Annotated in this window: 22 protein-coding genes; 12 read left to right on the top strand and 10 right to left on the bottom strand. The window is 70.7% G+C overall.

Annotation, left to right across the window (positions count from 1 at the left end):
- Positions 1-128: 128 nt before the first annotated feature.
- From AC07EQ_RS36810 to AC07EQ_RS36795, 4 genes are read left to right on the top strand one after another with little or no spacing between them, the layout of a single operon-like run.
- Positions 129-1118 (top strand): DMT family protein, encoded by a 990-nt coding sequence (locus AC07EQ_RS36810; protein WP_478392432.1) that lies wholly within the window; start codon positions 129-131, stop codon positions 1116-1118.
- Entirely contained in the window at positions 1115-2347 is a 1233-nt protein-coding gene (locus AC07EQ_RS36805; protein ID WP_478392431.1) for a glycosyltransferase, read from the top strand. Before AC07EQ_RS36810 ends, AC07EQ_RS36805 begins: the two co-directional genes overlap by 4 nt.
- A 6-nt stretch (positions 2348-2353) precedes the next feature.
- Positions 2354-3274: an alpha/beta fold hydrolase gene (locus AC07EQ_RS36800; protein WP_478392430.1), complete on the top strand. Its 921-nt coding sequence runs from the start codon at positions 2354-2356 to the stop codon at positions 3272-3274.
- Positions 3271-4437, top strand: coding sequence for a glycosyltransferase family 4 protein (locus AC07EQ_RS36795; RefSeq protein ID WP_478392429.1), 1167 nt, complete (start codon positions 3271-3273; stop codon positions 4435-4437). Before AC07EQ_RS36800 ends, AC07EQ_RS36795 begins: the two co-directional genes overlap by 4 nt.
- A 171-nt stretch (positions 4438-4608) precedes the next feature.
- On the opposite strand, the gene AC07EQ_RS36790 is transcribed toward AC07EQ_RS36795, so the two are convergent.
- Complete coding sequence (locus tag AC07EQ_RS36790) at positions 4609-5049, bottom strand: peptidase inhibitor family I36 protein (RefSeq protein ID WP_478392428.1); 441 nt, start codon at positions 5047-5049, stop codon at positions 4609-4611.
- Between the two features lie 243 nt (positions 5050-5292).
- Between AC07EQ_RS36790 and AC07EQ_RS36785 the strand changes: the two genes are divergently transcribed.
- Together AC07EQ_RS36785 and AC07EQ_RS36780 are read left to right on the top strand one after the other, a co-directional pair.
- The gene (locus tag AC07EQ_RS36785; protein ID WP_478392427.1) at positions 5293-6948 is read left to right on the top strand and encodes an FAD-binding dehydrogenase; all 1656 of its coding nucleotides are present in this window, start codon (positions 5293-5295) and stop codon (positions 6946-6948) included.
- Positions 6949-6993: 45 nt separating this feature from the next.
- The gene (locus AC07EQ_RS36780; RefSeq protein WP_132488424.1) at positions 6994-7284 is read left to right on the top strand and encodes a YrhK family protein; all 291 of its coding nucleotides are present in this window, start codon (positions 6994-6996) and stop codon (positions 7282-7284) included.
- 33 nt (positions 7285-7317) lie between these two features.
- On the opposite strand, the gene AC07EQ_RS36775 is transcribed toward AC07EQ_RS36780, so the two are convergent.
- The 3 genes from AC07EQ_RS36775 to AC07EQ_RS36765 all read right to left on the bottom strand — a co-directional run bounded on the left by AC07EQ_RS36775 (position 7318) and on the right by AC07EQ_RS36765 (position 9986).
- Positions 7318-7680: a hypothetical protein gene (locus AC07EQ_RS36775; protein ID WP_478392426.1), complete on the bottom strand. Its 363-nt coding sequence runs from the start codon at positions 7678-7680 to the stop codon at positions 7318-7320.
- 297 nt (positions 7681-7977) lie between these two features.
- Positions 7978-9570, bottom strand: a complete 1593-nt coding sequence (locus AC07EQ_RS36770) for a solute symporter family protein (protein ID WP_478392425.1) — start codon at positions 9568-9570, stop codon at positions 7978-7980.
- Complete coding sequence (locus tag AC07EQ_RS36765; protein WP_478392424.1) at positions 9567-9986, bottom strand: DUF485 domain-containing protein; 420 nt, start codon at positions 9984-9986, stop codon at positions 9567-9569. Before AC07EQ_RS36765 ends, AC07EQ_RS36770 begins: the two co-directional genes overlap by 4 nt.
- A gap of 707 nt (positions 9987-10693) precedes the next feature.
- Between AC07EQ_RS36765 and AC07EQ_RS36760 the strand changes: the two genes are divergently transcribed.
- Genes AC07EQ_RS36760 through AC07EQ_RS36745 form a run of 4 tightly spaced genes read left to right on the top strand, consistent with a single transcriptional unit; the run spans position 10694 to position 15345 of the window.
- Positions 10694-13651: a nitrate- and nitrite sensing domain-containing protein gene (locus AC07EQ_RS36760; protein ID WP_478392423.1), complete on the top strand. Its 2958-nt coding sequence runs from the start codon at positions 10694-10696 to the stop codon at positions 13649-13651.
- A 54-nt stretch (positions 13652-13705) separates the two neighbouring features.
- Positions 13706-14146 carry a roadblock/LC7 domain-containing protein gene (locus AC07EQ_RS36755; RefSeq protein ID WP_358578166.1) on the top strand — a complete coding sequence of 147 codons (441 nt, stop codon included), beginning with the start codon at positions 13706-13708 and terminating at the stop codon, positions 14144-14146.
- A gap of 7 nt (positions 14147-14153) precedes the next feature.
- On the top strand, positions 14154-14735 hold the full coding sequence (locus tag AC07EQ_RS36750; RefSeq protein ID WP_478392422.1) for a DUF742 domain-containing protein: 582 nt from the start codon (positions 14154-14156) through the stop codon (positions 14733-14735).
- The gene (locus tag AC07EQ_RS36745) at positions 14716-15345 is read left to right on the top strand and encodes a GTP-binding protein (RefSeq protein WP_132488436.1); all 630 of its coding nucleotides are present in this window, start codon (positions 14716-14718) and stop codon (positions 15343-15345) included. The genes AC07EQ_RS36750 and AC07EQ_RS36745 overlap by 20 nt, the downstream gene beginning before the upstream one ends.
- A 58-nt stretch (positions 15346-15403) precedes the next feature.
- Here the strand turns inward: AC07EQ_RS36745 and AC07EQ_RS36740 are convergent, their stop codons facing one another.
- Positions 15404-16219, bottom strand: a complete 816-nt coding sequence (locus AC07EQ_RS36740; RefSeq protein WP_478392421.1) for an SAM-dependent methyltransferase — start codon at positions 16217-16219, stop codon at positions 15404-15406.
- Positions 16220-16296: 77 nt separating this feature from the next.
- Positions 16297-17400, bottom strand: a complete 1104-nt coding sequence (locus AC07EQ_RS36735; protein WP_478392420.1) for a winged helix DNA-binding domain-containing protein — start codon at positions 17398-17400, stop codon at positions 16297-16299.
- Positions 17401-17526: 126 nt separating this feature from the next.
- Here AC07EQ_RS36735 and AC07EQ_RS36730 point away from each other — a divergent pair, with 126 nt between their 5' ends.
- Complete coding sequence (locus tag AC07EQ_RS36730) at positions 17527-18270, top strand: decaprenylphospho-beta-D-erythro-pentofuranosid-2-ulose 2-reductase (RefSeq protein WP_478392419.1); 744 nt, start codon at positions 17527-17529, stop codon at positions 18268-18270.
- 210 nt (positions 18271-18480) lie between these two features.
- On the opposite strand, the gene AC07EQ_RS36725 is transcribed toward AC07EQ_RS36730, so the two are convergent.
- Complete coding sequence (locus AC07EQ_RS36725; protein ID WP_478392418.1) at positions 18481-19191, bottom strand: ArsR/SmtB family transcription factor; 711 nt, start codon at positions 19189-19191, stop codon at positions 18481-18483.
- A 64-nt stretch (positions 19192-19255) separates the two neighbouring features.
- On the opposite strand from AC07EQ_RS36725, the gene AC07EQ_RS36720 reads away from it, so the two are divergent.
- Positions 19256-20044 carry an isocitrate lyase/PEP mutase family protein gene (locus AC07EQ_RS36720; RefSeq protein WP_478392417.1) on the top strand — a complete coding sequence of 263 codons (789 nt, stop codon included), beginning with the start codon at positions 19256-19258 and terminating at the stop codon, positions 20042-20044.
- Here AC07EQ_RS36720 and AC07EQ_RS36715 read toward each other — a convergent pair.
- The 3 genes from AC07EQ_RS36715 to AC07EQ_RS36705 all read right to left on the bottom strand — a co-directional run bounded on the left by AC07EQ_RS36715 (position 19999) and on the right by AC07EQ_RS36705 (position 23606).
- On the bottom strand, positions 19999-20742 hold the full coding sequence (locus AC07EQ_RS36715) for a dienelactone hydrolase family protein (RefSeq protein ID WP_478392416.1): 744 nt from the start codon (positions 20740-20742) through the stop codon (positions 19999-20001). The two genes, AC07EQ_RS36720 and AC07EQ_RS36715, sit on opposite strands and share 46 nt — an antisense overlap.
- A gap of 282 nt (positions 20743-21024) precedes the next feature.
- Entirely contained in the window at positions 21025-22530 is a 1506-nt protein-coding gene (locus tag AC07EQ_RS36710; RefSeq protein WP_478392415.1) for a PucR family transcriptional regulator, read from the bottom strand.
- Positions 22527-23606, bottom strand: a complete 1080-nt coding sequence (locus tag AC07EQ_RS36705; protein ID WP_478392414.1) for a DUF917 domain-containing protein — start codon at positions 23604-23606, stop codon at positions 22527-22529. Before AC07EQ_RS36705 ends, AC07EQ_RS36710 begins: the two co-directional genes overlap by 4 nt.
- Between the last annotated feature and the right edge of the window lie 114 nt (positions 23607-23720).

Below are 23720 nucleotides of genomic sequence, written 5' to 3'. Positions count from 1 at the left end.
TCGAAAGCGGGACGTGACATGGATCGCGCACTAGGGTGTTCGGTAGCCGAACGTTCCCGCAGCCTGGTGAAGAGGACTGATCCGGTCGTGCAGCACCATCCGGCCACCGTCGCGGGACGTGGTCCACGATGACTGCGCTCGCGGTACTGCTCGCCGCACTGGGGGCCTGCGGCTATGCCGTGGGGGCGAGGCTGCAGCACGCCGCTGTGCACGACGCGATGGACGGCCGCGGGCTCGGCCTCCGCAGCCAGGCCCAGCTCATCCGCAACCCCCGCTGGTTGGTCGGCCTCGCCGCGCTCGGCAGCGGCACCATCCTGCACGCCTGCGCGCTCGGCCTGGCACCACTGAGCGTGGTGCAGCCGGTCGGCGTGCTGGCGCTGCCGATCACCGTCCTGCTGAACCTCAGGCAGCAGGGCATCACCGCCCGGGACCTCAAGCCCAGCGTTGCGCTGTCGGTGGTCGCGGCCACCGGCGGCGTCGGTGCCTTCGTCTTCCTCGCCGCGGGCAGCGCGACGGCCACCCCGATCGCCGGTGACGAGCAGCTGCTGGCGACGCAGCTGGTGGCCGGCGCGATCCTGGCGGTGGGCGTGCTCGCGATGCTGACCCGCTCGAAGGCCCGCTGCGTCCTCTTCGCCGCCGGTTGCGCGGTGGCGTACGGGTACGTGTCGGTGCTGATGCGGGCGGTGGCTCAGCAGCTGGGCACGACCGAGCTGCTGGACATCAACCCGCTTCCGCTGCTCGGCATCGTCGTCGCGATGGTCGTCGGCGGTTGGCTGCTGCAGCACGGATACGCCAGCGGCCCGCCGGACCTCGTGGTGGCCTGCCTGACCGTGATCGACCCGCTGGTGGCGGTGGGGCTGGGCATCGGCCTGCTCGGCGAGGCCGATCAGGTCAGCGCCTGGACCGCCGTCGGCGAGGGCCTGTGCGCCGTCGTGGCCTGCGCGGGCGTCTTCGCGCTGGCCCGCTACCACCCCGACACCCAGGAACGGAGCGAGCCCGACGCCGCTGCGCTCCCCTCGACCACCGTGACCACTGCGACCTCACCGAACACTTCGAACGGCAGCAGTGATCTTGCCGGACCGAGTTCGACAGATCGTCCTGACGGGAGTTCCACTTGACTTCGCAACCGCCCAGCAGGCGCCCGATGCGGATCGTGGTCGGCGCGACCACCTACCCCCCCGACGTGAACGGGGCGGCGAACTTCGGCCACCGCCTGGCGACCGGGCTGTCCGGTCGCGGCCACGACGTGCACGTCGTCTGCCACTCGACGGACCGGGAGTCGCGCTCCGAGGTCGAGGACGGCGTGACCGTGCACCGCGTCGCCTCCTACAGCTCGCCGTTCCACCCGTCGATCCGGGGCCTCCTCCCTTGGCAGGCCCGCCAGGCGGACCGGCTGATCGCCGAGATCCAGCCCGACGTCGTGCACGTGCAGTCGCACTTCTTCATCTGCCGCGGCCTGATCAACTCGGCGCGCCGCCGGGACATCGGGCTGATCGCCACCAACCACTTCATGCCGGAGAACATCTTCGGCTACTTCAAGGTCCCGGAGTTCCTCCAGCAGGCGGCCGGCCGGCTGCTGTGGCACAACCTGGTCAAGCACTACGGGAAGGCGCAGCTCGTCACCGCGCCGACCCCGCGCGCAGTCCAGCTGCTGCAGGAGAACGGGTTCACCGACCTGGCGCTGCCGGTCTCCTGCGGCATCGACGTCGAGCGGTACCGGCGGCGAGCCCGGAGCTACCGCAAGCAGCACCCCGACCCCGCCACCCGCACCGTGCTGTTCGTCGGGCGCCTCGACGAGGAGAAGCACATCGACGACCTGCTGCGGGCCATGGCACTGCTGCGCACCGAGGTCCCGACGCGGCTGGAGATCGTCGGCAACGGCAGCCGTCGCGACGCCTTCGAGCAGCTCGCGGTGGAACTCGGCATCGCCGACCGGGTGCACTTCCACGGATTCCTCAGCGATGACGAACTCCTGGACGCCTACGCCCGCGCGGACCTGTTCTGCATGCCCAGCATCGCCGAGCTGCAGAGCCTGGCCACCATGGAAGCCATGTCGGCGGGCACCCCGGTGGTGCTGGCCAACGCGATGGCCTTGCCGCACCTCGTGCAGCCGGGCGAGAACGGCTGGCTCTACCCGCCGCGGGACGTGCACGCCCTGGCCCGGGCGATCGACGACGTGATCAGCGATCGCGCGACGATCGACCGGATGGGCGCGGCCAGCGAGCGGTTTGTGTCCCGTCACGACATCGACGAGATCCTGGGCCGGTTCGAGGCGATCTACCACCACGTGACGGACCCGGAGAGCACCGTCGAGCTCGACGAGATCCGCACCGAGCTGGCGAGCTGACCCACCATGATCGTCCCGGAACTCCAGCCCGCGGAGCGGGTGGAGCACATCAGCGGCGCCGAGCTGCACTACTGGGTCTACCGCGACCACCTCGCCGAGAGCGGTTCCACCGCGCCGGTCGCGTCGACCGAACCGGTTGACGCAGCCGAGACGGTGGTGATGGTGCACGGCCTGCGCGGTACCCACCACGGCCTGGAACTCGTCGCGGCGGGCCTGCCGGACCAGCGCGTCGTGATCCCGGACCTGCCCGGGTTCGGGGACTCCGGGCCGATGACCGGGCGACGGCATGACGTCGCCGGCTACGCGCACGTCATCACCGAACTCATCGAGCGGCTCGGCGGCCGAACCCGGCCGGTGGTGCTGGTCGGGCACTCCTTCGGCTCGATCGTGGCGTCGCGCGTCGCCGCCGCCTCGCCGGAACTCGTCCGGCGCCTGGTGCTGATCAACCCGATCGCGACGCCCGCGCTGCGCGGGCCTCGCGTGGTGCTGTCCGGGCTGACCTCCGCCTACTACACGCTGGGCAAGCGGCTGCCGCTCCGGGCCGGGCACTCGTTGCTGAGCAACAGGTGGGTCGTGCTCGCCGCGAGCCGGGCGATGACGCGGACGAAGGACAAGCAGCTGCGCGGGTTCATCGACGAGAACCACCTGCGGTACTTCAGCCGCTTCCACAGCCCGGCGCTGCTCAGCGAGACCTTCGAGGCTTCGGTGACGCACACCGTCGCGGACCACGTCGCCGAGCTCGGGATGCCGACCCTGCTGATCGCGGGGGAGTCCGACGAGATCGCGCCCCTGGCCGGCCAGCGGGCGCTGGCGGCTCGGTTCTCGGACGCCGAACTCGTGGTGATTCCGAACGTCGGCCACCTGGTGCACTACGAGACGCCGGAACCGGCGGCCGAAGCGATTCGACGATTCCTCGGAACGCCATGACCGGCGTCGGGCAGCACGGGAGCGGTACCTCCGGCCAGCGTTCGGGCGAGGCCGGGGCGGCGACGATGAACGTCTTCGTCGACGCGCGTTGGACGCGAACCGATCAGCACGACGGGATCAGCCGCTTCGGCGCGAGCTTGATCGAGGCATTGCACCACCTCCATCCGGTGACGATGTTGATCCATGACGAGCGGCAGCTGCGGCTGCTGCCGTCCGGGGTTCCGCACGTGAAGGTCAACAGCCCCTTCTCGCCGCGGGAGTTGTGGCTTTCCCGAACGCTCAACCGGCTCGGTGCGGATGTCGTGTTCAGCCCGATGCAGGTGATCGGCGGGTTCCGGCGCGACTACCGGCTCGTCCTCACGCTGCACGACCTGATCTACTACCGGCACCCGCAGCCGCCGGGTTTCCTGCCGCTGCCGGTGCGCATCGCGTGGCGGCTCTACCACAAGGCGTTCTGGCCGCAGCGGGTCATGCTCAACCGGGCGGACGCGGTGGTCACGGTCAGCGAGACGACCCGCAAGCTCATCGAGGAACACCGGCTCACCCGGCGCTCGGTGACGGTTGTCCACAATGCACCGTCTCCGTCGTCGGGGGACGGGGCCGGCAACGTGGAGCCCGGCGCCGATTCCGGTGCGGAGCCGGGTGGGCCGCGGGAGCTCGTGTACATGGGCTCCTTCATGCCGTACAAGAACGTGGAAACGTTGATCGTGGGCATGGCTCTCCTTCCGGAACACCGGTTGCACCTGGTCAGCCGGATCGCAGCCGCGCGCGAGGCGGAATTGCGCGCGCAGCTGCCTCCGGACGCCGATGTCGTTTTCTGGCATGGCATCAACGAAAGCGACTACCAGGCGCTGCTCGGCAGGGCGAGCGCCTTGGTGACCGCTTCGCGGGACGAGGGTTTCGGGTTGCCGATCATCGAGGCGATGAACGCGGGGACGCCGGTGGTCTGCAGCGACCTGGAGATCTTCCACGAGGTGACCGGGGGACACGCGAGGTTCTTCGACCCGGGGTCGTCGAAGGACTTCGCCGCCGCGGTGCGTGCCGTGGAGGATCCCCGGACGCGTGCGGATCTGATCGCCGCGGCTCGCGGTCAGGCGGCGAAGTTCACCTGGGCCAACTCCGCCGAACGCCTGCTGGAGCTGATGCGGGACCTGGTCCGCTGAGTTCCTGCCGGGAATCGGTGCTGCGCGTGGTTTCTGCGGCGGGTTCTCAGGCGTCGTCTCGGGGGACGACATCGGCGCTGCGCATCGGTGAATGCGCGAACGGGATGTCGTCGACGGCGTCTGAGATTCCGCCTGTGCAGCGAATTGCGTGTCGAGGCAGGCTCTCGCCGGTCAGTGCGACCAGATCTTGATTGCTCGCGCGACGTAAGTCGCCCGTGGATTCTGGGAACCTGTTGGATACGTGCTGAATTCCGCTTCGGTGTCGCAGTCGGGATCCTGGTAGACCGTCACCGGGCGGCCGGTGTTGTTCGCGAAGGACCGCGCCTCCGCGCCAGGCTGGAGCCGGACGCACTGCTCCAACGAGGTCGCCTGGAGGCCGACCTCGTGCGACCGGCCGGTGAAGTTCTCCTCCGGCCAAGTGCAGAAAGACCCTGAGGGACAAGGACTTTCCGGTGGTGCTGCGTATGCTCCGCCTGCACCGACCGCGATCGCGGCGAGGACGGACAGCACCGGGACGACTATTCTCCGGAGACCGCTTCGCCAGGTCTCTCGCCGGGCGGACGAGCGGATCGCGATTCGGCGCGGTGCGGCGGAAGAAGCGCACTTGGACATGCTAAAACCCTTTCATGGGCGGATAATGAGTGGATCGCGACCGAAATCGGCTCGCTGAAAACAAGATTCCCGAAGCCTGGATCGAAATGCCAGCGAATTTGCTGGATACACCCCGACCGGGTGGAATTCCGCGCCTACGCGCAATGTCGCGGCGCCGCGGCGATCGGCCGGACGGGCTGTCGGAGCGTCCCCGACTGCGGTATACAGGCACTCGGTTACCACTCGGTAGTGCGGAGGTCGGCAGTGACGTTGGACGCTGATGTCATCGTGGTGGGCGCCGGCCTGGCCGGCCTGGTCGCCGCCGCCGAGCTGGCCGACGCGGGCCGCCGGGTCGTGCTGGTCGACCAGGAACCCGAAGCCTCCCTGGGCGGCCAGGCGCACTGGTCGTTCGGCGGCCTGTTCCTGGTGGACTCCCCGGAACAGCGCAGGCTGGGCGTCCGCGACTCCCACGAGCTGGCCCTCCAGGACTGGCTCGGCTCCGCCGGGTTCGACCGGCCCGAGGACCACTGGCCCCGGCAGTGGGCGGAGGCCTACGTGGACTTCGCCGCCGGGGAGAAGCGCTCCTGGCTGGTCGAGCAGGGCGTGCGGTTCTTCCCGCTGGTGCAGTGGGCCGAGCGCGGCGGCCACCTGGCGACCGGGCACGGCAACTCCGTGCCGCGGTTCCACGTCACCTGGGGTACCGGCCCCGGGGTGCTCGCCCCGTTCATCCGCCGCGTGCGGGAGGCCGCCGAGCGCGGCCTGGTGACGTTCCGGTTCCGGCACCGCGTCAGCGAGCTGATCACCAGCGGCGGAGCGGTGACCGGCGTGCGCGGCGAAGTGCTCGTGCCGAGCGCGGTGGAGCGCGGTCAGCCGAGTTCTCGCGACGTGGCAGGCGATTTCGAGCTGCACGCGCAGGCCGTGGTCGTCGCGTCCGGCGGCATCGGCGGGAATTTCGACCTGGTGCGCCGGAACTGGCCCGAGCGCTACGGCGAGCCGCCCAAGGAGATGATCGCCGGCGTGCCCGACCACGTGGACGGGCGGATGCTGGAGGTGGTGTCCCGCACGGGCGGGCACATCATCAACCCGGACCGGATGTGGCACTACACCGAGGGAATCCGCAACTACGCGCCGATCTGGAGCAAGCACGGCATCCGGATCCTGCCCGGGCCGTCGTCGCTGTGGCTGGACGCGCAGGGCAGCCGGCTGCCCTCGCCGCTGTTCCCGGGCTTCGACACCCTCGGCACGCTGGAGCACATCGTGCGGACCGGCCACGACTACACCTGGTTCGTGCTCAACCGGCGCATCATCAGCCGCGAGTTCGCGCTGTCCGGCTCCGAGCAGAACCCGGACCTGACCGACCGCAGCATCCGCAAGCTGCTGCAGCGCGGCGGCGGTGCCACGCCGGGGCCGGTCGCCGAGTTCGTCCGCCGCGGCTCCGACTTCGTCGTCCGGCGCACCGTGCCGGAGCTGGCGCGCGGGATGAACGACCTGGTCGGCGAGCCGCTGATCGACGCGGCCGCGCTGGAACGCGAGATCGTCGCCCGGGACCGCCAGGTCGAGTCGGGGCTGGGCAAGGACGAGCAGGTCATCGCCATCCGCGCGGCCCGCCGCTACGTGGTCGACCGGATGATCCGGGTCGCCGAGCCGCACCGGCTGCTGGACCCGGCCGCCGGGCCGCTGATCGCGGTGCGGCTGTCCATCCTGACCCGCAAGACGCTGGGCGGGCTGGAGACCGACCTGTCCGGCCGGGTCCTGCGGGACTCGGGCGAGCCGCTGCCCGGGCTCTACGCGGCCGGGGAGGTCGCGGGCTTCGGCGGCGGCGGTGTGCACGGGTACCGGGCCCTGGAGGGCACGTTCCTCGGCGGCTGCCTGTTCTCCGGCCGGCAGGCCGGGCGAGCGGCCGCCGCTGCCGTCGGCTAGCGCTGCTGACCTGCGGAGTTCGCCCGGCTCGCGGACAATCGGATCATGCGAGATCCGGCCGAGTCGGGCCCGTTGGTGCTGCGGATCGGGCGCGAGGAGCTGCTGATCCGGCGGCGGTACGAGGTCATCAGCATCGTCAACGACTTCCTGATCGCCGTCTGGTTCGCCGTCGGCAGCCTCCTGTTCTTCCACGAGTCCACGGTGACCGCGGGCACCTGGCTGTTCCTGCTGGGCAGCTGCGAGCTCGCGGTGCGGCCGGTGATCAGGCTCGCGCGGCACGTGCGCCTGCGTCGGTTGCGGCCGGCCGGGCTGCGCGGATCTGATCAGGATTTCTGACCCGCCCATTCCCGGCGGCCGAATGCGACTCGATCACAGGAAGCAGCCGCTGACGAATCCGCTGACGCGGGTGCGGCGATTCGTGATGTCGAACCATTCCGAATTCGCGGATCCGTCCGGGCAGCGGACGGATTCCCCGCGGGCCGCCTGGCGAATGCTGACGTCGTCGCCGGGATTTCCCACGCCGCGTGCGGCGCTGCCGGTATCGGGCGCCGAGCGGATCAGCACCCCGGGCTCGCGGAAGTCGCCCGACCGGCCGCGGGAAGCTTTCTGGACCAGCTCGACCAGGCCGTTCTTGACTTCGGCCGCGATGGTGACGACCTGGGTGCCCAGCCCGGACATGGGCAGGACGGCGGCGGTGACCGCAGCGAGCAGTGCATTGCGAACCGTTCGCATGGAATACCCCCCGATTCGCCCGCCGGACCGCTTCCCATTGCCCCCTGCTATTGCCGAAGCGCCCCGTTGGCGGGCAGTTCCATTTTATGGAGAATTGCGGCCGCCCGGCAGTATCCGATTGGGTAGAGCGCAATCGAGCACGGGGACCGGACGGCCGGTGACCCATGGCGATCGGGCGCACGGCGGAGCCCACCTGTGGGTTAGCACCGGTCGGGCCACCACTGCGGTGCGTGCAGACGAAGACGGCCCCGGGACACCGAGGTCCCGGGGCCGTTCCCGAAGGGAATCCAGTCGGCGTCAGCCGGCTCGGGAGCCGATGCCGGTCAGGGCGCGGACCTCCATCTCCGCCTGGCGGTCGTCGTCGACCGAGTCCTTGCCGACGAAGGTGCCGATGATGCCGCAGATGAACGAAACCGGGATGGACACGATGCCCGGGTTCTTCAGCGGGAAGAAGGCGAAGTCCACGCTCGGGATGATCGAGTCCGGCGAACCGGACACCACCGGCGAGAAGATCACCAGCAGCAGGCAGGAGCCGAGCCCGCTGTAGATGCCCCACAGCGTGCCGGTGGTGTTGAACCGCTTCCAGAACAGCGAGTACAGCAGCGTGGACAGGTTCGCCGAGGCGGCGAACGCGAACGCCAGGCCGACCAGGAACGCGATGTTCTGCCCGATGACGAGGATGCCGCCGAGGATCGAGGCCACGCCGATCACCAGCGCCGTCAACCGGGCCACCCGCACCACGGAGTCCGAGTCGATGTCGCCGCGGCGGATCACGTTGGCGTAGATGTCGTGCGCGAACGACGCCGATGCGGTCAGCGTCAACCCCGCCACCACCGCCAGGATCGTGGCGAAGGCGACCGCGGCGATGATGCCCAGCAGCACCGTGCCGCCGATCCGGTAGGCGAGCAGTGGGGCGGCGGAGTTCTCCGCGCCCGGCGCGTCGAGGATCGCGTCCGTGCCCACCAGCGCGGCCGCGCCGTAGCCGATGACAAGGGTGCAGATGTAGAACGTCGCCACCACCCAGGTCGACCAGACCACGGAGCGGCGGGCCTCGCGGGCGTTGGGCACGGTGTAGAACCGCATCAGCACGTGCGGGAGGCCGCCGGTGCCGAGCACCAGGGCCATCGACAGCGACACGAAGTCCAGCTTGGTCAGTTCGGACTTCCCGTACTGGACGCCCGGGGCGAAGATGTCGCGGCCGTGCGGGTTGTTCTCGGCGGCGTGCTGCAGCAGGTTCGTGAAGCTGTAGCCGAACTTGCCGAGCAGGAAGATCGTGATCATCAATACCGACAGCAGCAGCATGGCGGCCTTGATGATCTGCACCCAGGTGGTGCCCTTCATGCCGCCGACCAGCACGTAGATCATCATGATCGCGCCGACCGCGGCGATCACCAGGGCCTGGCCGAACTTGCCGTGCACGTTGAGCAGCAGGGCGACCAGGCCACCCGCGCCGGCGATCTGGGCGACCATGTAGATGATCGTGATGGCCAGCGTCGAGGACGCCGCCGCGGCCCGCACCGGGCGCTGGCGCATCCGGAAGCTGAGCACGTCGCCCATGGTGAAGCGGCCGGTGTTGCGGGTGCGCTCGGCGAGCAGCAGCAGGTTGATCAGCCAGGCGACCAGGAAGCCGATGGAGTACAGGAAGCCGTCGTAGCCGTAGACCGCGATCGCTCCGGCGATGCCCAGGAACGACGCGGCCGACAGGTAGTCACCGGAGAGCGCGATGCCGTTCTGCACGCCGCTGAACGAGCTGCCCGCGACGAAGTAGTCGCTGGAGGTGCCCCGGTTGCTCACCCGGTACACGACGAACAGCGTGATCAGCACGAACGCCGCGAAGACGCTGGTGTTGATGATCGCGTTGTCGGCCGGGATCAGCTGCGGTTCGTTCACTGGTCGGACTCCCCAGCGTCCTGTCGGATTCGGTCGACCTCGGGGTCGATTCGGCGGCGGGCGAACCGGACGTAGAGCGTGGTCAGGCCCAGGGTGGTGACGAACTGGCCGACACCCATGACCAGGCCGACGTTGATCTCGCCGATGAGCGGCTGGGCCATGAATTCCCGGGCGTAGGCGGCGACCGCCACGTACCCGAGGTACCAGATCAGGAAAAACGCCGTAGCCGGGAAAATGAACCATTTCAGTCGGCGGCGCAGGTCGCGGAATTCAGGGCTCTGCTGGATAGCGGCGAAATCAGGACGTTCGTTAGTCGCGCGAACGGAGCTCTTGTCGATTCCACCGAAGGCCACCCGCGGATTTCCGGGCTGGTCGCGGGGACCGCCGCGCAGCGCGGATTGCGTTGCGTTGCTCATGCATCCTTCCTGGAACTTCGCGGTGGGCCGCTCGGCTGAAGGGCCTGGCGGTGGCGGGGAATTCTAACCATGTGTCGCGCGAGATCGACAGTGTGGCGATCCCCACGTGGTTTCGGCGGTTGCGGAGCGGCTCGCGGGCCTCGGCGATGCCGGTCGTCGACGCTTGGTTACTGTCCGGTATTGCCAGGTCAGAGGTCTGGCTTCGGCGTTCGTGATCTTGTTGACCAGGTCTTTTGCGCTGCTCGTGACCAAAGTGGATTACCCCGCTCTAGGCTGAACGAGTGAAAAAGCAGTCGGGCGCGGAGTCGGGTTCGAACACTCGGTGTTACACCGCCTGATTGTCGTAGCGGAATGGGAAAAAGCCCCCGGTGCTATCCGCGGTCCTGGGCCTTATAGTGCTTGGGCACTGAAAGACAGTCGCGCGATCTGGAAGGTCACGGTTCGGTACCAGTGTTCGAAATGCGCCAACCGGGGACGCTCGTGGTTACTCTGAGTGAATCTGATCACGCATTGATACGGTGCCGTGCCGTAAGCCGTTTCCGGGCGTCGGGTGGTGCTCGACCGCGGCTGGATTTCACTTCCGACAGCCCAGACGACGATTGCGGGACCGCACGCATGCGCCGTTCTCCAACGCATTGTTCGCCCGAGAGGGCCCAGACCTTGATTGACCTGCACCAGGCCCCGAGCTCGCAGCCTGGAGGGCGCTCGTGACCGCGGGTGGATCCGAGCGGGTGCGCGACAAAGTCGTGCAGTGGCGCAACTGGTCGCTGCCGACGAAGCTGGGCGCGGTCGTGCTGGTGCCGGTCATCTTCGCGATCACGCTCGGTATCGGGCAGATCCGGTGGCAGGTCGATCGCGCCGCCGAGTACGGCCGCGTGGCGGACGTGCTGAACGCGGTCGACCGGATCGAGCCGCTGCTCGTCGGGGTCCAGCACGAGCGCACCCGCTCCGTCGAGTTCCTGGTCGGCGACGGCGACCTCGCCGCCGCCGAAGAGCCGGCCGCCGCGGTGGACCGGGCGGTCGCCGATCTCGGGCAGATCCTGGCCTCGCCCGACGTCGACACCGGCGTCATCGCCGACCGCTACGGCGAGCTCCGGCCCCTGCTGGACGGGCTCGGGCAGCTCCGCCAGCAGATCCGCGAGCACCGGATCAGCCCGGCCCAGGCGATCGGTGACTACACCCGCGTGATCAACTCGGTGCTGGCCCTCGACCGCGCGCTGAGCAGCAGCGTCGCCGACCGGAGCCTGTCCAGCACGGCGACCGCGCTGCAGGACATGCTGGGCCTGACCGAGGAAGTGCGGTTGCAGCAGGCCTGGGTGCTGACCGGGCTGACCGAGGCCGACATCGATTCGGTGGCGCTCGGGAACCTGAGCGGTTCGCGGGCCCGTCTGCTCAGCAAGATCGGCGATGCTCGTTCCACCGTCGCCGAGTACTGGCAGCAGCGGCTGGACCAGACGCTCACCGCCCCGGCGATCGTGGATCGCAACCGGATGCTCGACGCGATCGTGCGCGAGAGCACCGACAACGTCTTCTCCGGCGAGTTCTCGGTGAAGCGCGACGCCTGGAACACCGCCACCGAAGCTTCGGTCACGTTGATCGACCAGGGTCACGACGACCTCGCGGCCGACGTCCGCGCCACCGCTTCGCGGCTGGAGGACGAGGCCAGCAACGCCGCCGGCTGGGACTCGGTGCTGCTGCTGTCCGCGCTGATCGCCGCCGCCGCGATCATCATCGTGATCGCCCGGCAGCTGCTCGGCTCGCTGCGCGACCTGCGCAGCAGCGCGCTGGACGCCGCGGAGTACGAGCTGCCCGCGGCGGTGTCCAGCATCCGGCAGGGCCGGATCGCCGACGCCGTCGTCGAGCCGTTCCCGGTGGACACCACCGACGAGGTCGGCCAGCTGGCCCGCGCCTTCGACGAGGTGAACCAGCAGGCGCTGCGGCTCGCGGTGGAGCAGGCGGACCTGCGGCGCGGCTACGGCGAGGTGTTCATCAGCATCTCGCGGCGCAGCCAGAGCCTGCTGGAACGGCAGCTGCGGCTGTTCGAGCAGCTGGAGCAGGACGAGGAAGACCCGGACCAGCTCGCGCGGTTGTTCCAGCTGGACCACCTGGCCACCCGGATGCGGCGCAACAACGAGAACCTGATGGTCCTCTCGGGCAGCGACCTGGCGCGCCGCTTCACCCAGCCCACCGACATGGCGGACGTGCTGCGCGCCGCCGTGTCCGAGATCGAGCAGTACCCGCGGGTCGTCGTGCAGCCGCCGCCGGCGGTCAAACTGCGCGGGCACGCCGCCAGCGACCTGGTGCGGCTGGTCGCCGAGCTGCTGGACAACGCGGCCAACTTCTCCGCCCCGGACACGACCGTCACGGTGTCCAGCTACCAGTCCGGCGACGGCACGGTGGTGCTCGACGTGCTGGACCAGGGCATCGGCATGGGGCACGACGAGATCGCCCGGGCCAACGAGCAGCTGGCCACCGCGGACGAGGACGACCTCGGCACCTCGCGGCGGATGGGGCTCTACGTCGCCGGGCGGCTGGCGGTTCGCCACGGCGTCGGCGTCGAGCTGCACGGCGGGCCGGACGTCGAGGGCGTTCGGGCGACCGTGATGATCCCGGCCGAGCATGTCGTCTCGGTCGAATCCGGGCCGGCCCTGCAGCCCACGGCGGCGCCGCCGGGACAGCGCAACGGGCACTCGCACACGGACCTGCCGACGTCCGGTGTGCTGCCGCGCCGCAATGCGCAGCCCGAACCGGCGCAGGACAGCTCGCCGTGGCAGGAACCGGCGACGGCAAGCCTCTTCGAGCCCGGTCCCACCCGGGAGGAATCGCCGACGGAGCACCTCTTCGACGCGCCGCTCGACATCCCGCAGCAGCCGCGCGCGGTGTCCTCGGACCTGGGCGTCGACTGGCCGAATGCCGAGCCGCCCGAGGAACGGCCCGCGCCGGAGGCGCCGCTGTTCACCGAGGCGTCGACCCAGTGGTTCCAGCCGGCCGGCGAGAACCCGTTCGCGAAGGAGCGGGCCGCCGCCGACGATTTCGGCTGGCCCGACGCGGAGGGCGAACCGGCGGGCTTCCCGTCGAGCGCGGACTTCCCGCCGGACGACCGGCAGCCGGAGGAGCCGTCGGTCACCTCGTCCGGGCTGCCGCGCCGCGTGCCGCGCGGGCAGCAGCAGCCGGAACCGCCGGCCGACAAGCCCTCCCGCAGCGCGGAGGACATCAGCCGGCGGCTGGCCCAGAACGGTGTCCAGTTCGGGCACCCGGCCGACGTGCCTGTGGAAACGCCCGCGGAGACCTCCGGGGCGGGTTCCTGGTTGTCGGAGCCTGCACAACAGGACCCGTGGACGGAGCCGGCCGGATCGGACGGCCCGGCGGCCGCCGGATCGTCCTGGATCCCGGACACCTCCGGGGCGGAAGCCTGGAACTTCGCCGCCGACAAGGCGCGCGAGGCGGCGGAGGCCGCGGCGAACCCGCAGCCGGCGTCGTTCACCCAGGCAGGCCTGCCGCGCCGGACCCCGAAGGCGCACCTGGTGCCGGGCAGCGTGACGAATGCCGAAAGTCCGGTCGAGGCCGAGCCCTTCCAGCGCGACGCGGATCAACTCCGCGGTCGGCTGGCCGACTTCCAGAGCGGTATCAGTCGTGGTCGGCATCGAGCAACCGATGAGGGCTGACATGGATTCCGCAGCGCGAAGGCGTGATCACCGCGGCAACGAACAGGAGGTTGCATGACTGCTCAGGAGATGATTTCCCGCAGGTTCGGCTGGCTGATCACTGACTTCACCGAGCGCGTGGCCGGTGTGGCGCACGCGATCGTGGTGTCTGCCGACGGCCTGGTGCTGACCGCCTCGGCGAAATTGCCCAGGGACCGGGCCGATCAGCTGGCCGCGGTCGCCTCTGGGCTGCTGAGCCTCACTCAGGGCTCGGCGAAGTGCTTCGAGGCTGGACGAGTGGTTCAGACGATCGTCGAGATGCAGCGCGGCACCTTGCTGCAGATGGGCATCAGCGACGGCTCCTGCCTGACCGTGCTCGCCGCCCCGCAGTGCGACATGGGACTGGTCGCCTACGAGATGACCATGCTCGTGGAGCGCGTCGGCCAGATGCTCACCCCGGAGATCCGGTCGCAGCTGCAGGGGGCGCCGAACGCGTTCACCGGCCAACTGGTGTGAGGATGCGATGAGTAGACGCTCTGAATATCCACGGCAGGGCCGAAGACGGGACAGCTCGGGAGACGACAGCTTCGCCCACGTCGTCAACGGGTTCACCTTCGGCAGCGGGCGCAAGAAGCGCAAGCGCGACGAGCCGCAGGAACAGCCCGTCGAGTATTACGAGGACCAGTACGACGACCAGTACGGCGACTACGGCGATTACGACGACCGGCAGGAGCCGTACCCGGACGAACCCGTCGAGCCGGAGGCGCCGGCCGCGTCCAGCATCCGCTCCTACACCTGGACCGGCGGGCGCACCAGGTCGAACCACAAGCTGGAGCTGGAAACCCTGGTCTCCACGGGGGACGTGTACCAGCCGGGCGCGGCGGTTCGGCTGGAGCACCAGTCGATCGCCGAGCTGTGCCAGCACCCCAGGTCGGTGGCGGAGGTGGGGGCGCTGTTGTCCGTGCCGATCGGGGTCGCCCGCGTGCTCCTGGCCGACATGGCCGAACTGGGGTTGATCACCGTGCACCAGACGGTGAGCGAAAGCGGTAGCGCACCACACATGGTGTTGATGGAAAGGGTTTTGAGTGGACTCCGTCGGCTATAGCGCGCCCCAGCTCGGCTCCGCGCCGCCGCAGGCCGTCAACCAGGGCAGCACCACGTCGACGTCGGCGAAGATCGTCGTCGCGGGTGGTTTCGGGGTCGGCAAGACGACGTTCGTCGGGTCGGTGTCGGAGATCGTGCCGTTGACCACCGAGGCGGTGATGACGGAGGCCAGTCGTGGCGTCGACGACCTCGGCGCCACGCCGAACAAGACGACCACCACGGTGGCGATGGACTTCGGCCGGATCTCGCTGGCCTCCGACCTGATCCTGTACCTGTTCGGCACGCCAGGGCAGCAGCGGTTCTGGTTCATGTGGGACGACCTGGTGCGCGGCGCGATCGGCGCGGTCGTGCTGGTGGACACCCGGCGGCTGGCCGACTCGTTCTCGGCGATCGATTTCTTCGAGGACCGCGGGCTGCCCTACCTGGTCGGCGTGAACCTGTTCGACGGCCAGATGCTGCACTCGATCGAACAGGTCCGCGAGGCCATGGCGATCGGCCCGGACGTGCCGATCGGGCCGTGCGACGCCCGGGACCGGGAGTCGACCAAGCGGACCCTGATCGCGCTGGTCGAGCACGCCATGAGGCACTGGACCTCTCGGCAGCCCGGCTGATCCAGGCACGAGATCGGGGGTGTTCCGGGCAGCCGCCCGGAACACCCCTGGCTCTTCTTCAGGCCTTGCGGGCGACGCCGCCGAGGAGGTTGTGCTCGGCGTCGGTCGGCTCGGTGAGGCGCGGGCCGTCGGGCCACCAGTCGAAGAGGTACGCCAGGCCCGGCTCGACCATTTCGAGCCCGCAGAACAGATCCTGGATCTCGTCCCGATTGCGGTAGTAGCAGCTGCCCATCATCGAGTTGAACCGCAGCTGGGACTCCGTCGCGAGTGTGGCCCGCGAGCTGCCGTCGGCCGGGTTGTGCAGGTGCGAGATCGCGAGGTAGGAGCCCGGCGCCAGCGCGTCGACGTAGGCCGACATGATGCCCTGCGGATCCTCGTCGTTGGTGACGTGGTGCAGGGTGTTGCACTGGATCAGCGCCACCGGGCGGCTCAGGTCCAGGTACTTGGTCACCACCGGGTCGGACAGGATCTCCGCGGGATTGCGCAGGTCGCCGACCGCGAAGTGGGTGTAGTCGTTCTCCTCCAGCAGCGCGCGGCCGTGCGCCGCGACCGACGGGTCGTTGTCGATGTAGACCACCCGGGCCTCGGCGTTGAGCCGCTGCGCCGCCTGGTGGGTGTTCTCCGCGGTGGGCAGCCCGGAGCCGAGGTCGAGGAACTGGTCGATGCCGGCGTGGCCGGACAGGAACCGGACCACGCGGATCAGCCACGCCCGGCACTGCCTGCCGACCTGCACCGCCTCGGGGGCGATCTTCTGGATCTGCTGCAGGACCTGGCGGTCCACCTCGAAGTTGTCCTTGCCACCGACGAAGGCGTCGTAGACCCGCGCGATGCTGGGCTTGGTGGTGTCGATCTGCGGCCTGTCAGCAGTTGCCATGGGGAAGGGTCCGCTCGGTCCGGGGTCGAAACGATCAAGAGCAGGGTATTCCGCCGAATGCGCCAGGTAAACACCTGTTACTGATCGACTTCGGTGATCCGGACGTCGTGGCCGGCATCCGGCTCAGCGAACTCCAGCAGCCGGCGGCCTTCCGCCTCGATGGCGTCGGCGTCCTCTTCGGACAGCTTCCGGTACGGCTCGACCAGGAGCGTCGCGGAGTTCTTCCGCCGGTCGATCCGCCAGGTGCCGTGCAGGAAGCCGTCGACCAGGATCGTGCCCGGCAGCACGGCGTTCTTGACGGCGAACAGGCGCTTGCGGTCGTCCTCCCGCATGACGCGGGTGCGGTCCTTGTGCGAGAGCAGCAGGTTGTCGAACGGCGGCAGGAAGCGCGGCGGGCTGGGCACGTCGGGATCAGGGCGGGGCGCGTCGGGGAGGTCGAGCAGTTCGCGGCCGTTCTCGTCGCGGAAGCTGCGCAGATCCAGCTTCGACGCGACCGCCTTGAAACCTGTGAGGCCGGACCAGGTCTGCACGTCCGCGACCGCGGCCGGGCCGAAGGCCGCGAGGTAGCGGCGCAGGACGTCTTCCGGCGCGGGCTCCGTGGCCAGCGGGCGGCCGAGCCAGGTTTCGGCCGTCGCGTAGGTCGGCTGGCCGCTGCGACCCCAGATCGCGCGCGGCGGGACCTGCACCAGCGGCAGCAGGCTGCGGACCGCGTGCGCCAGCGACGCCGGCTTCCGGTCCGGCCACCGCTCGGCGAGCAGCGGGCCGAGCTGGGCGGCCGTCCGGGGCTGCTCGTCGAGCAGTTCCCGGGCAGCGGCGGCGAGCTCGGCGTGGTCCAGCTCCGCGATCTCGTCCCGGTGCTGGTTGTCCGTGCGCAGGCCGCGATCCATGATCGGCTGCACCAGCGGGCGCAGCAGCAGGCAGTCGGCGGCCGAGACCAGGTGGACGGTGCCGCGCATCAGCACGATGCGGACCACGCTGCGGTCCAGCAGCCGCTGCGTCAGGTCGTCGGGCCGGAACCCGGCGATTCGGGTCCACAGGCCGAAGTAAGGCGGGAACGGCGCCTGCGCCTGCATCCCGACGAGGTGGTCGATCACCTCCACCGCGGACCGCTCGGAGCGGCGCAGCAGCAGTTGCCGCTCCAAGGTCGCGCGGTTCAGCTCGCGCAGGCTCAGCACCGTCATCGTTTTCCTCTCGACGGGGGCCGACCTTATGTCGTGGGACCGACGGGCTCGCCTCGATGGGCGGCGCGAGCAGGCCGTTCGTGCCGGTGCGAGGCCGGCGGGGTCGCCGATGGCAGACTTGCGGCGATGAGCGGAGCGGTATTGGTCCTCGGGGGCCGCAGCGAAATCGGTGTGGCGGTGGCGGAGCGCCTCGTCAAGCGCGGGCACGGCACCGTGGTGCTGGCGGCGCGGCGGTCGGCGGACCTGGACGCCGAGGAGGCCGCGCTCCGCGAGGCCGGGGCCACCGACGTGGCGCGGGTGGAGTTCGACGCCTCGGACGTCGACAGCCACGCGGAGCTGCTCCGCGGCATCGTCGACCGGCACGGGCCGATCGCCGTCGCGGTGACCGCCTTCGGCTTGCTCGGCGACCAGGAGCGGGCCGAGCGCGACGCGGCGCACGCGATCGACATCGTGCACGTCGACTACGTCGCGCACATCAGCGTGCTGACGCACCTGGCGAACCTGCTGCGCGAGCAGGGCAGCGGCGAGATCGTCGTGTTCTCGTCGGTCGCCGGCGTGCGGGTGCGGCGCGCGAACTACGTCTACGGGTCGGCGAAGGCCGGGCTCGACGGGTTCGCCAACGGGCTGTCCGACGCGCTGGTCGGCAGCGGCGTGCGGTTGCTGATCGTGCGGCCGGGGTTCGTTATCGGCCGGATGACCCGGGGCATGAGCCCCGCGCCGTGGTCCAGCACGCCCGACCAGGTCGCGGATGCGACGGTCAACGCCCTGCGGCGGGGGCGGCGAGTGGTGTGGGTGCCGCCGATCCTGCGCTGGGTGTTCGCGGTGATGCGGCTGGTCCCGCAGCCGATCTGGCGCCGCATGCCCCGCTGATCCCCAGGGCTCGTGCCGCGCGGCTGCGCCTGCCGCATGGGTGCGGTTTCAGTTGAAACCTGACCTTGGTGGGCGGTGGGGTCTGGGGTACGGCCGCAATTTCCATTGAAATCGAAGGTTCGATTTCAATGGAAATTGCGGGAGATCCGGTGTCGGTGCACGTAGGTTCCAGGTCGTGAGTGTGGACTCGGGGCGTGGGGACGTGGTCGTTCAGAGCAGACCTTGGGCCGTTGCGTCGATCGCGAGGAGATCGCGGAGGGCCTCGGTGCCCGGATCGGTCAGGCGGACCGCTCGGCCCGTGCCGATCCGCTTGATCCAGCCGTTGTCCAGGAAGCTGCGCAGGAGGTGGGCTCCGGCCGCTCCGGCCAGGTGGGAGCGGCGCTCCGTCCAGTCCAGGCAGGCTCGGGCCAGCGGGCGCCGGGTGCCGGTGAGGTCCGCGGCGGGGATGCCGAGGGTGCCGGTCAGCCAGTCCACGCCCGCCTCGGTCATCGCGAATCCGCCGGCCTGGTCGAGCAGGCCCGCGGCGGTCATGCCGTCGGCGATCGCGACCCCGATCCGGCCGGCCAGGTGGTCGTAGCAGGTGCGGCCCCTGGCCAGGGCCGCCGAGGCGCCGACCGCGCGCAGGCCGCGCGGCTGCTCCCGGCTCGGCCCCAGGTGGCCGATGAACGCCTCCAGCAGGTCCGCCGCCTGCGAGTTCGCGAGCTGGACGTACCGGTGCCGTCCCTGCCGGCGCTCGACCAGCAGCCCGCCCGCGACGAGCCGGTTCAGGTGCTCGCTGGCCGTCGAGGCGGCGACCCCGGCGTGCGTGGCGAGCTCGGTCGCCGTCCAGGCCCGGCCGTCGAGCATCGCCAGGCAGAACGCGGCACGGGTCGTGTCGGCCAGCAGCCCGGCCAGTTGCGCGACATCGCGTGCCATCGTCATGCGGTCATCCTGCAACACCCACGGTTCGGCGGCCGCCGAACCGTCCCGGTCCTACGGTGCGGGCATGTTCCGAGAATTCCACGCGCTGCACCACGCTGACGCCCCGCTGCTGCTGCCGAACGCCTGGGACTTCGCCTCCGCTGCGGCGCTGGTCGAGGCCGGTTTCGAGGCGATCGGCACGACGAGCCTCGGCGTTGCCGCCGCCCACGGCCTGCCGGACGGCGAGGGCCGCACGCGCACGCAGACGATCGAACTCGCCCATCGCCTGGCGGACCTGCCGCGGCCGGTCACCGTCGACATCGAATCGGGCTTCGGCGGTGGCCCCGGCGAGGTCGCGGAGCTGGCCGCAGAACTGGCGGCGGCGGGCATCGCCGGGATCAACCTCGAAGACGAGCTCGGCGATCCCGGGCGTCATCAAGAACTGATCGGCGCGGTGAAGGAGCGAGTGCCGGACCTGTTCCTCAACGCCCGCACCGACACCTACTGGCTGGGTGACGAACCGTCGCCGGCCGACACGATCGACCGCGCGAAGCGCTACGTCGCCGCTGGTGCGGACGGCGTCTTCGTGCCGGGCATGGCTGCGGACGACGACATCCGCGCGCTGCGGGACGCGATCGACGTGCCGATCAACATCCTCTTCCAGCCGGGACAACGCATCGAGCACCTCGCGGAGCTCGGCGTCCAGCGCATCAGCACGGGCTCGCTGCTGTTCCGCGCCGCGCTGCACGCAGCGGTCACCACGGCGCGCAGCGTCCGCGACGGTGCGCCCTTGACGACCGGTATCCCCGCTTATTCGGTTGTGCAGGACTACGCGATCGGTGGCCGTCGGCGGGGTTCCGGCGGCTTCCAGTGACCTCCGTCCGGGCCGGTCCAGCGCTCGACCCCGGCGCCGAGGTAGTTGCGGAACCAGCTCGCGGCCAGCTCCGCGACCTGGTCCAGCGCGCCGGGTTCCTCGAAGAGGTGACCGGCGTGCGGCACGATCTCGATCTTGACGTCCGTCAGCGGCAGCGACGTGAGCAGCTCGGCCGCCTGCCGGTTCAGGTTGAGCACCTCGCGGTCGTCGCCGCCGACGATCAGCAGCGTCGGCGCCTGCACCGATGCCAGCCCCTCGCCGCCGAGATCCGGGCGGCCGCCGCGCGACACCACGGCGGCGACGCGGTCCGGTCGCCGGGCGGCGGCCTTCAGCGCGGCGGCCGCGCCGGTGCTGGCGCCGAACAGGCCGATCGGCATGCGCCTGGTGGCCGACCACTCGTCGAGCTGGTCGATCGCGGGCATCAGCCGTTCGGCGAGCAGCTCGATGTCGAAGCGCAGTTCGTGGGTCCGCTGGTCGAACTTCGCCTCCTCCGGGGTGAGCAGGTCCAGCAGCAGGGTGCCGAATCCGGAGTACTGCAACGACTCCGCTACCGCCCGGTTGCGGGGGCTGTGCCGGGAGCTCCCGGAACCGTGCGCGAAAAGAACCACCGCCCGAGCAGGCGGTGGCACGACGAGATCCCCTTCGAGGTCGCCCTTGGGGGTCTTGACGATCACCGGCTCGGTTGCGACTTGAACCATGTGAGCCTCCTCCAGTTCCGCAAGCTCCGACTACCCCGACCCGCGTGCGCCGACACGCGGTGACCTGAGGTGAGACCTTCTCGGTCGAGTCACGTCGGGGCGGGCCCGGACGCCCGGTCGCGGCCGGTGCGGGCCCGGGCACTTGTTCCGTGCGGTGATTTCGCGCGAAATCACCGCACGGCACGCCTGCCAGGTGGCGATTTCGCGCGAAATCACCGCCCTGCGGCCTCCGGAACAGCCTCTGCGGCAGCCGGAAGTGCTCACGAGCCCTGAGCCGGGGGCCTAGCCCTCGGCGAGGGTGACCGCGCGGCAGGCCAGGTGGAGGGCCAGGCGTTCGTCGCGGTGGCTCAGGTCGACCGCGAGGAGGCGCTCGATCCGTTCGATGCGGGCCGCGACCGTGTTGCGGTGCACGCCGAGCACCGCCGCCGTCTCCGCGATCGACGACTCCGCGTCCAGGTAGGTCGCCAGGGTCCGGATCAGGTCGCCGGGTTGGCCGCGCAGCGGCGCGACGAGCGCGCGGGCCGCCGGTTCGAAGGTGTCCGTGCGGGTCCACTCCAGCAGCAGCTGGGCCATGCCGAGCTGGTCGACGTGCAGGAACCGGCCGGACTCCGGGCGGGTCCTGGCCATCCGCGCGGCGTCGGTGGCCTCGGCGATCGTCGTCGCCAGCCCGTCCGCCTGCGGGTGCGGGCGACCGACTCCCATGTGCGCGTCCAGCGTGCGCTGCAGCTCGTGGGTGGCGGCGCGCAGCTGGGCGGCCAGTGCCCGCACCCGGTCGGCCGTCGGCTCCTGGTCGAAGGTGACCCAGCCGGTCCAGCCGTCGCCGTGCTCGACCACCACCGCGTCGACGCCCTCGGCGTGCAGCACCCGCTCCACCTCCCGGCCGCGCGCGACGGTGTCCACTGTGGATTGGCTGCCGATCCGGATGCCGACGTGCCAGCCGCCGAGCCCCCAGCCCGCGTCCGCCGCGCGACGGCGCAGGTCGGCGGTCGGCTCGTCGTCCAGGCGCAGCAGGTCGCTCAGCAGCGCGGCCCGGGACCGGGCGTCGCGTTCGAGCTCGAGCCGGTTGGCGAGCAGCCAGCGCTGCACCGCCGCGGCGGCGACCGACAGAGCAGGCGGCACGATGTCGGCATGTGCTGCGTTGGCGTCGGGCAGCTCGGTGGCCAGCCAGAGCGTCGGTCGAGCCGTGTCGGCGAGCAGAACCGGGTGCGCGAGCAGCACGCTCTCATCGAGCTCGACGCGCTGCGGAACCGGCTCGTGCACGCGGACTTCGTTGGTGTGGGGGAGTTTTCCGGCGAGCAGCGTGCCGCTGTCGTCGAGCAACGCGACCGGCGCGTCCAGCAGGCCGTTCAACGTCGCGACGATCTCCTCGGGCGAGCGGATGCGCGAGCCGAGCGCCTCGTGGGTCGCCAGCACCAGGTCCGCGCGGTCGAGCGCGGGAGCCGCCAGCAGGAGCCGGGCGGAGATCAGCAGGTCCAGCGGCGATGCGGTGGCCGCCAGCAGCGGGATGCCGAGCCGGTCGGCGAGCAGCCGGGTGGTTGCCAGCAGCTCGCCGGCCGGCAGCAGCACGCCCGCGCCACCGCCGTCGGCGACCCGGCGGAGCAGGGCGTCGATGCGCCAGTCGGTGGCCGGCATCGGCTGCACCAACACCACGAGCTCGCCGGGCTCGACGGGACGGTCGGGCGCCATCGGCCGCGCCAGCCGCACGACGCGCTCGACGTCGCCCGCCAGCACTCCCACCGACTCGCGCCACTCCGGCAGCGCGAGCAGCCGGCGCACGCTGATGCTCATCGCCGCACCTCCAGCAGGATCGGGTCGCAGTCGATGCCGAAGGCGCGCGGCTCCAGCACCGGCAGGCGCCGCGGATCGGTCCAGAACTCCGCGGCGGGCAGCTGCAGGACGGTGACCTCGACGCCTTGGCGGACGACGTCGCAGGGGATCGGCACGCCGGTGCGGCGATCGAGCACCGCGAGAACGTCCGGTGTGGACGCCACCGGTTCGCCGTCGAGCATCGCGAACAGGTACTCGTTCTCCATCTCCAGCCGCAGCAACGACCGGCTCCGGTGATCCAGGATCGTCGCGCTGCCGCGGGCGAACCCGGTCCGGCCGTGCTCGCCGGGGCCCGGCCGCCGCGACACCTCGACCACCCGGCCCAGCCCGACCACCCGCCCGCCGGTGGCCGCCGCCAGCTCCTCGGCGCCGGATCGTTCGCCCACCGAAAGCGCTTGCCGGCCAAGGGAAACCGCGGAACTCATGGTGCCGGGAATCGTGCAGGACGGCAGCTCGCGCGCGGAGATCGGGGCGAGCGCGAGAACCGCCCAGCCGCCGGAACCGGCGAGGAAGGCGCGTGCGGTGCGCTCCAGCTCGGCGGCGGTCGCCTCGGCGAGCACCAGCACCTGGCCGCCGGGCTCGGCCAGCGCCGCGGGCGTCAGCCCCTTGCCCGCGGCGGCCACGGAGAGCTGGTTCAGCCGGGGCAGGCCGCGCCCCGACAGGTCGGCGTCCACCACCGGCAGGCCCAGCTGCCCGCCGACGACCAGCGGCAGGACCCCGTTGAGCCCGCCGACCTCGATCGAGGCCAACGCGTCCGCGCGCCGGCCGGTCCACCGCTCGATCGCGGCGATCGCCGCGCCGAACTCCGCCCCGCTGGGCAGCTTCTCGGCGAACACGGCGGTCGCGCCGACCACGCCGACCGGCACCACCTGCGCATCGGTGCCGAGCTCGCCGACCGGGGTGAGCGCCACCCGGTGACCGGCGGCGAGCCGGTTGCGCAGCAGCGCGGCGCCGGTGACGGTGTCGCCGCCACCGCCGGAACCGAGCAGCGAAACGCCCCGCTCCAGCGCGGGCACGTCCGGCAGACCGATGCGCATGCCCCACAGCCTGCCCCACCAGCGGAGACCGAGCCCGGGTGGGCACTCACCCCGCGGGTCACCGGTGGTGTGCACAGTTTCAATTGAAACTGTGCACACCACCGAAGGCCTCGC

Source organism: Saccharopolyspora sp. NPDC045839 (assembly GCF_056431645.1).
This window is presented reverse-complemented; position numbering and strand designations above follow the sequence as displayed.

What these genes read in the sequence shown, in the direction of transcription:
- AC07EQ_RS36780 (WP_132488424.1), top strand. Translation starts at nt 6,994, where the DNA reads ATGCGAGATCCGGCCGAGTCGGGCCCGTTGGTGCTGCGGATCGGGCGC.
- AC07EQ_RS36730 (WP_478392419.1), top strand. Translation starts at nt 17,527, where the DNA reads ATGAGCGGAGCGGTATTGGTCCTCGGGGGCCGCAGCGAAATCGGTGTG.
- AC07EQ_RS36755 (WP_358578166.1), top strand. Translation starts at nt 13,706, where the DNA reads ATGACTGCTCAGGAGATGATTTCCCGCAGGTTCGGCTGGCTGATCACT.
- AC07EQ_RS36725 (WP_478392418.1), bottom strand. Translation starts at nt 19,191, where the DNA reads ATGACGATGGCACGCGATGTCGCGCAACTGGCCGGGCTGCTGGCCGAC.
- AC07EQ_RS36765 (WP_478392424.1), bottom strand. Translation starts at nt 9,986, where the DNA reads ATGAGCAACGCAACGCAATCCGCGCTGCGCGGCGGTCCCCGCGACCAG.
- AC07EQ_RS36790 (WP_478392428.1), bottom strand. Translation starts at nt 5,049, where the DNA reads ATGTCCAAGTGCGCTTCTTCCGCCGCACCGCGCCGAATCGCGATCCGC.
- AC07EQ_RS36810 (WP_478392432.1), top strand. Translation starts at nt 129, where the DNA reads ATGACTGCGCTCGCGGTACTGCTCGCCGCACTGGGGGCCTGCGGCTAT.
- AC07EQ_RS36705 (WP_478392414.1), bottom strand. Translation starts at nt 23,606, where the DNA reads ATGCGCATCGGTCTGCCGGACGTGCCCGCGCTGGAGCGGGGCGTTTCG.
- AC07EQ_RS36750 (WP_478392422.1), top strand. Translation starts at nt 14,154, where the DNA reads ATGAGTAGACGCTCTGAATATCCACGGCAGGGCCGAAGACGGGACAGC.
- AC07EQ_RS36720 (WP_478392417.1), top strand. Translation starts at nt 19,256, where the DNA reads ATGTTCCGAGAATTCCACGCGCTGCACCACGCTGACGCCCCGCTGCTG.
- AC07EQ_RS36800 (WP_478392430.1), top strand. Translation starts at nt 2,354, where the DNA reads ATGATCGTCCCGGAACTCCAGCCCGCGGAGCGGGTGGAGCACATCAGC.
- AC07EQ_RS36740 (WP_478392421.1), bottom strand. Translation starts at nt 16,219, where the DNA reads ATGGCAACTGCTGACAGGCCGCAGATCGACACCACCAAGCCCAGCATC.
- AC07EQ_RS36775 (WP_478392426.1), bottom strand. Translation starts at nt 7,680, where the DNA reads ATGCGAACGGTTCGCAATGCACTGCTCGCTGCGGTCACCGCCGCCGTC.
- AC07EQ_RS36710 (WP_478392415.1), bottom strand. Translation starts at nt 22,530, where the DNA reads ATGAGCATCAGCGTGCGCCGGCTGCTCGCGCTGCCGGAGTGGCGCGAG.
- AC07EQ_RS36795 (WP_478392429.1), top strand. Translation starts at nt 3,271, where the DNA reads ATGACCGGCGTCGGGCAGCACGGGAGCGGTACCTCCGGCCAGCGTTCG.
- AC07EQ_RS36715 (WP_478392416.1), bottom strand. Translation starts at nt 20,742, where the DNA reads ATGGTTCAAGTCGCAACCGAGCCGGTGATCGTCAAGACCCCCAAGGGC.
- AC07EQ_RS36735 (WP_478392420.1), bottom strand. Translation starts at nt 17,400, where the DNA reads ATGACGGTGCTGAGCCTGCGCGAGCTGAACCGCGCGACCTTGGAGCGG.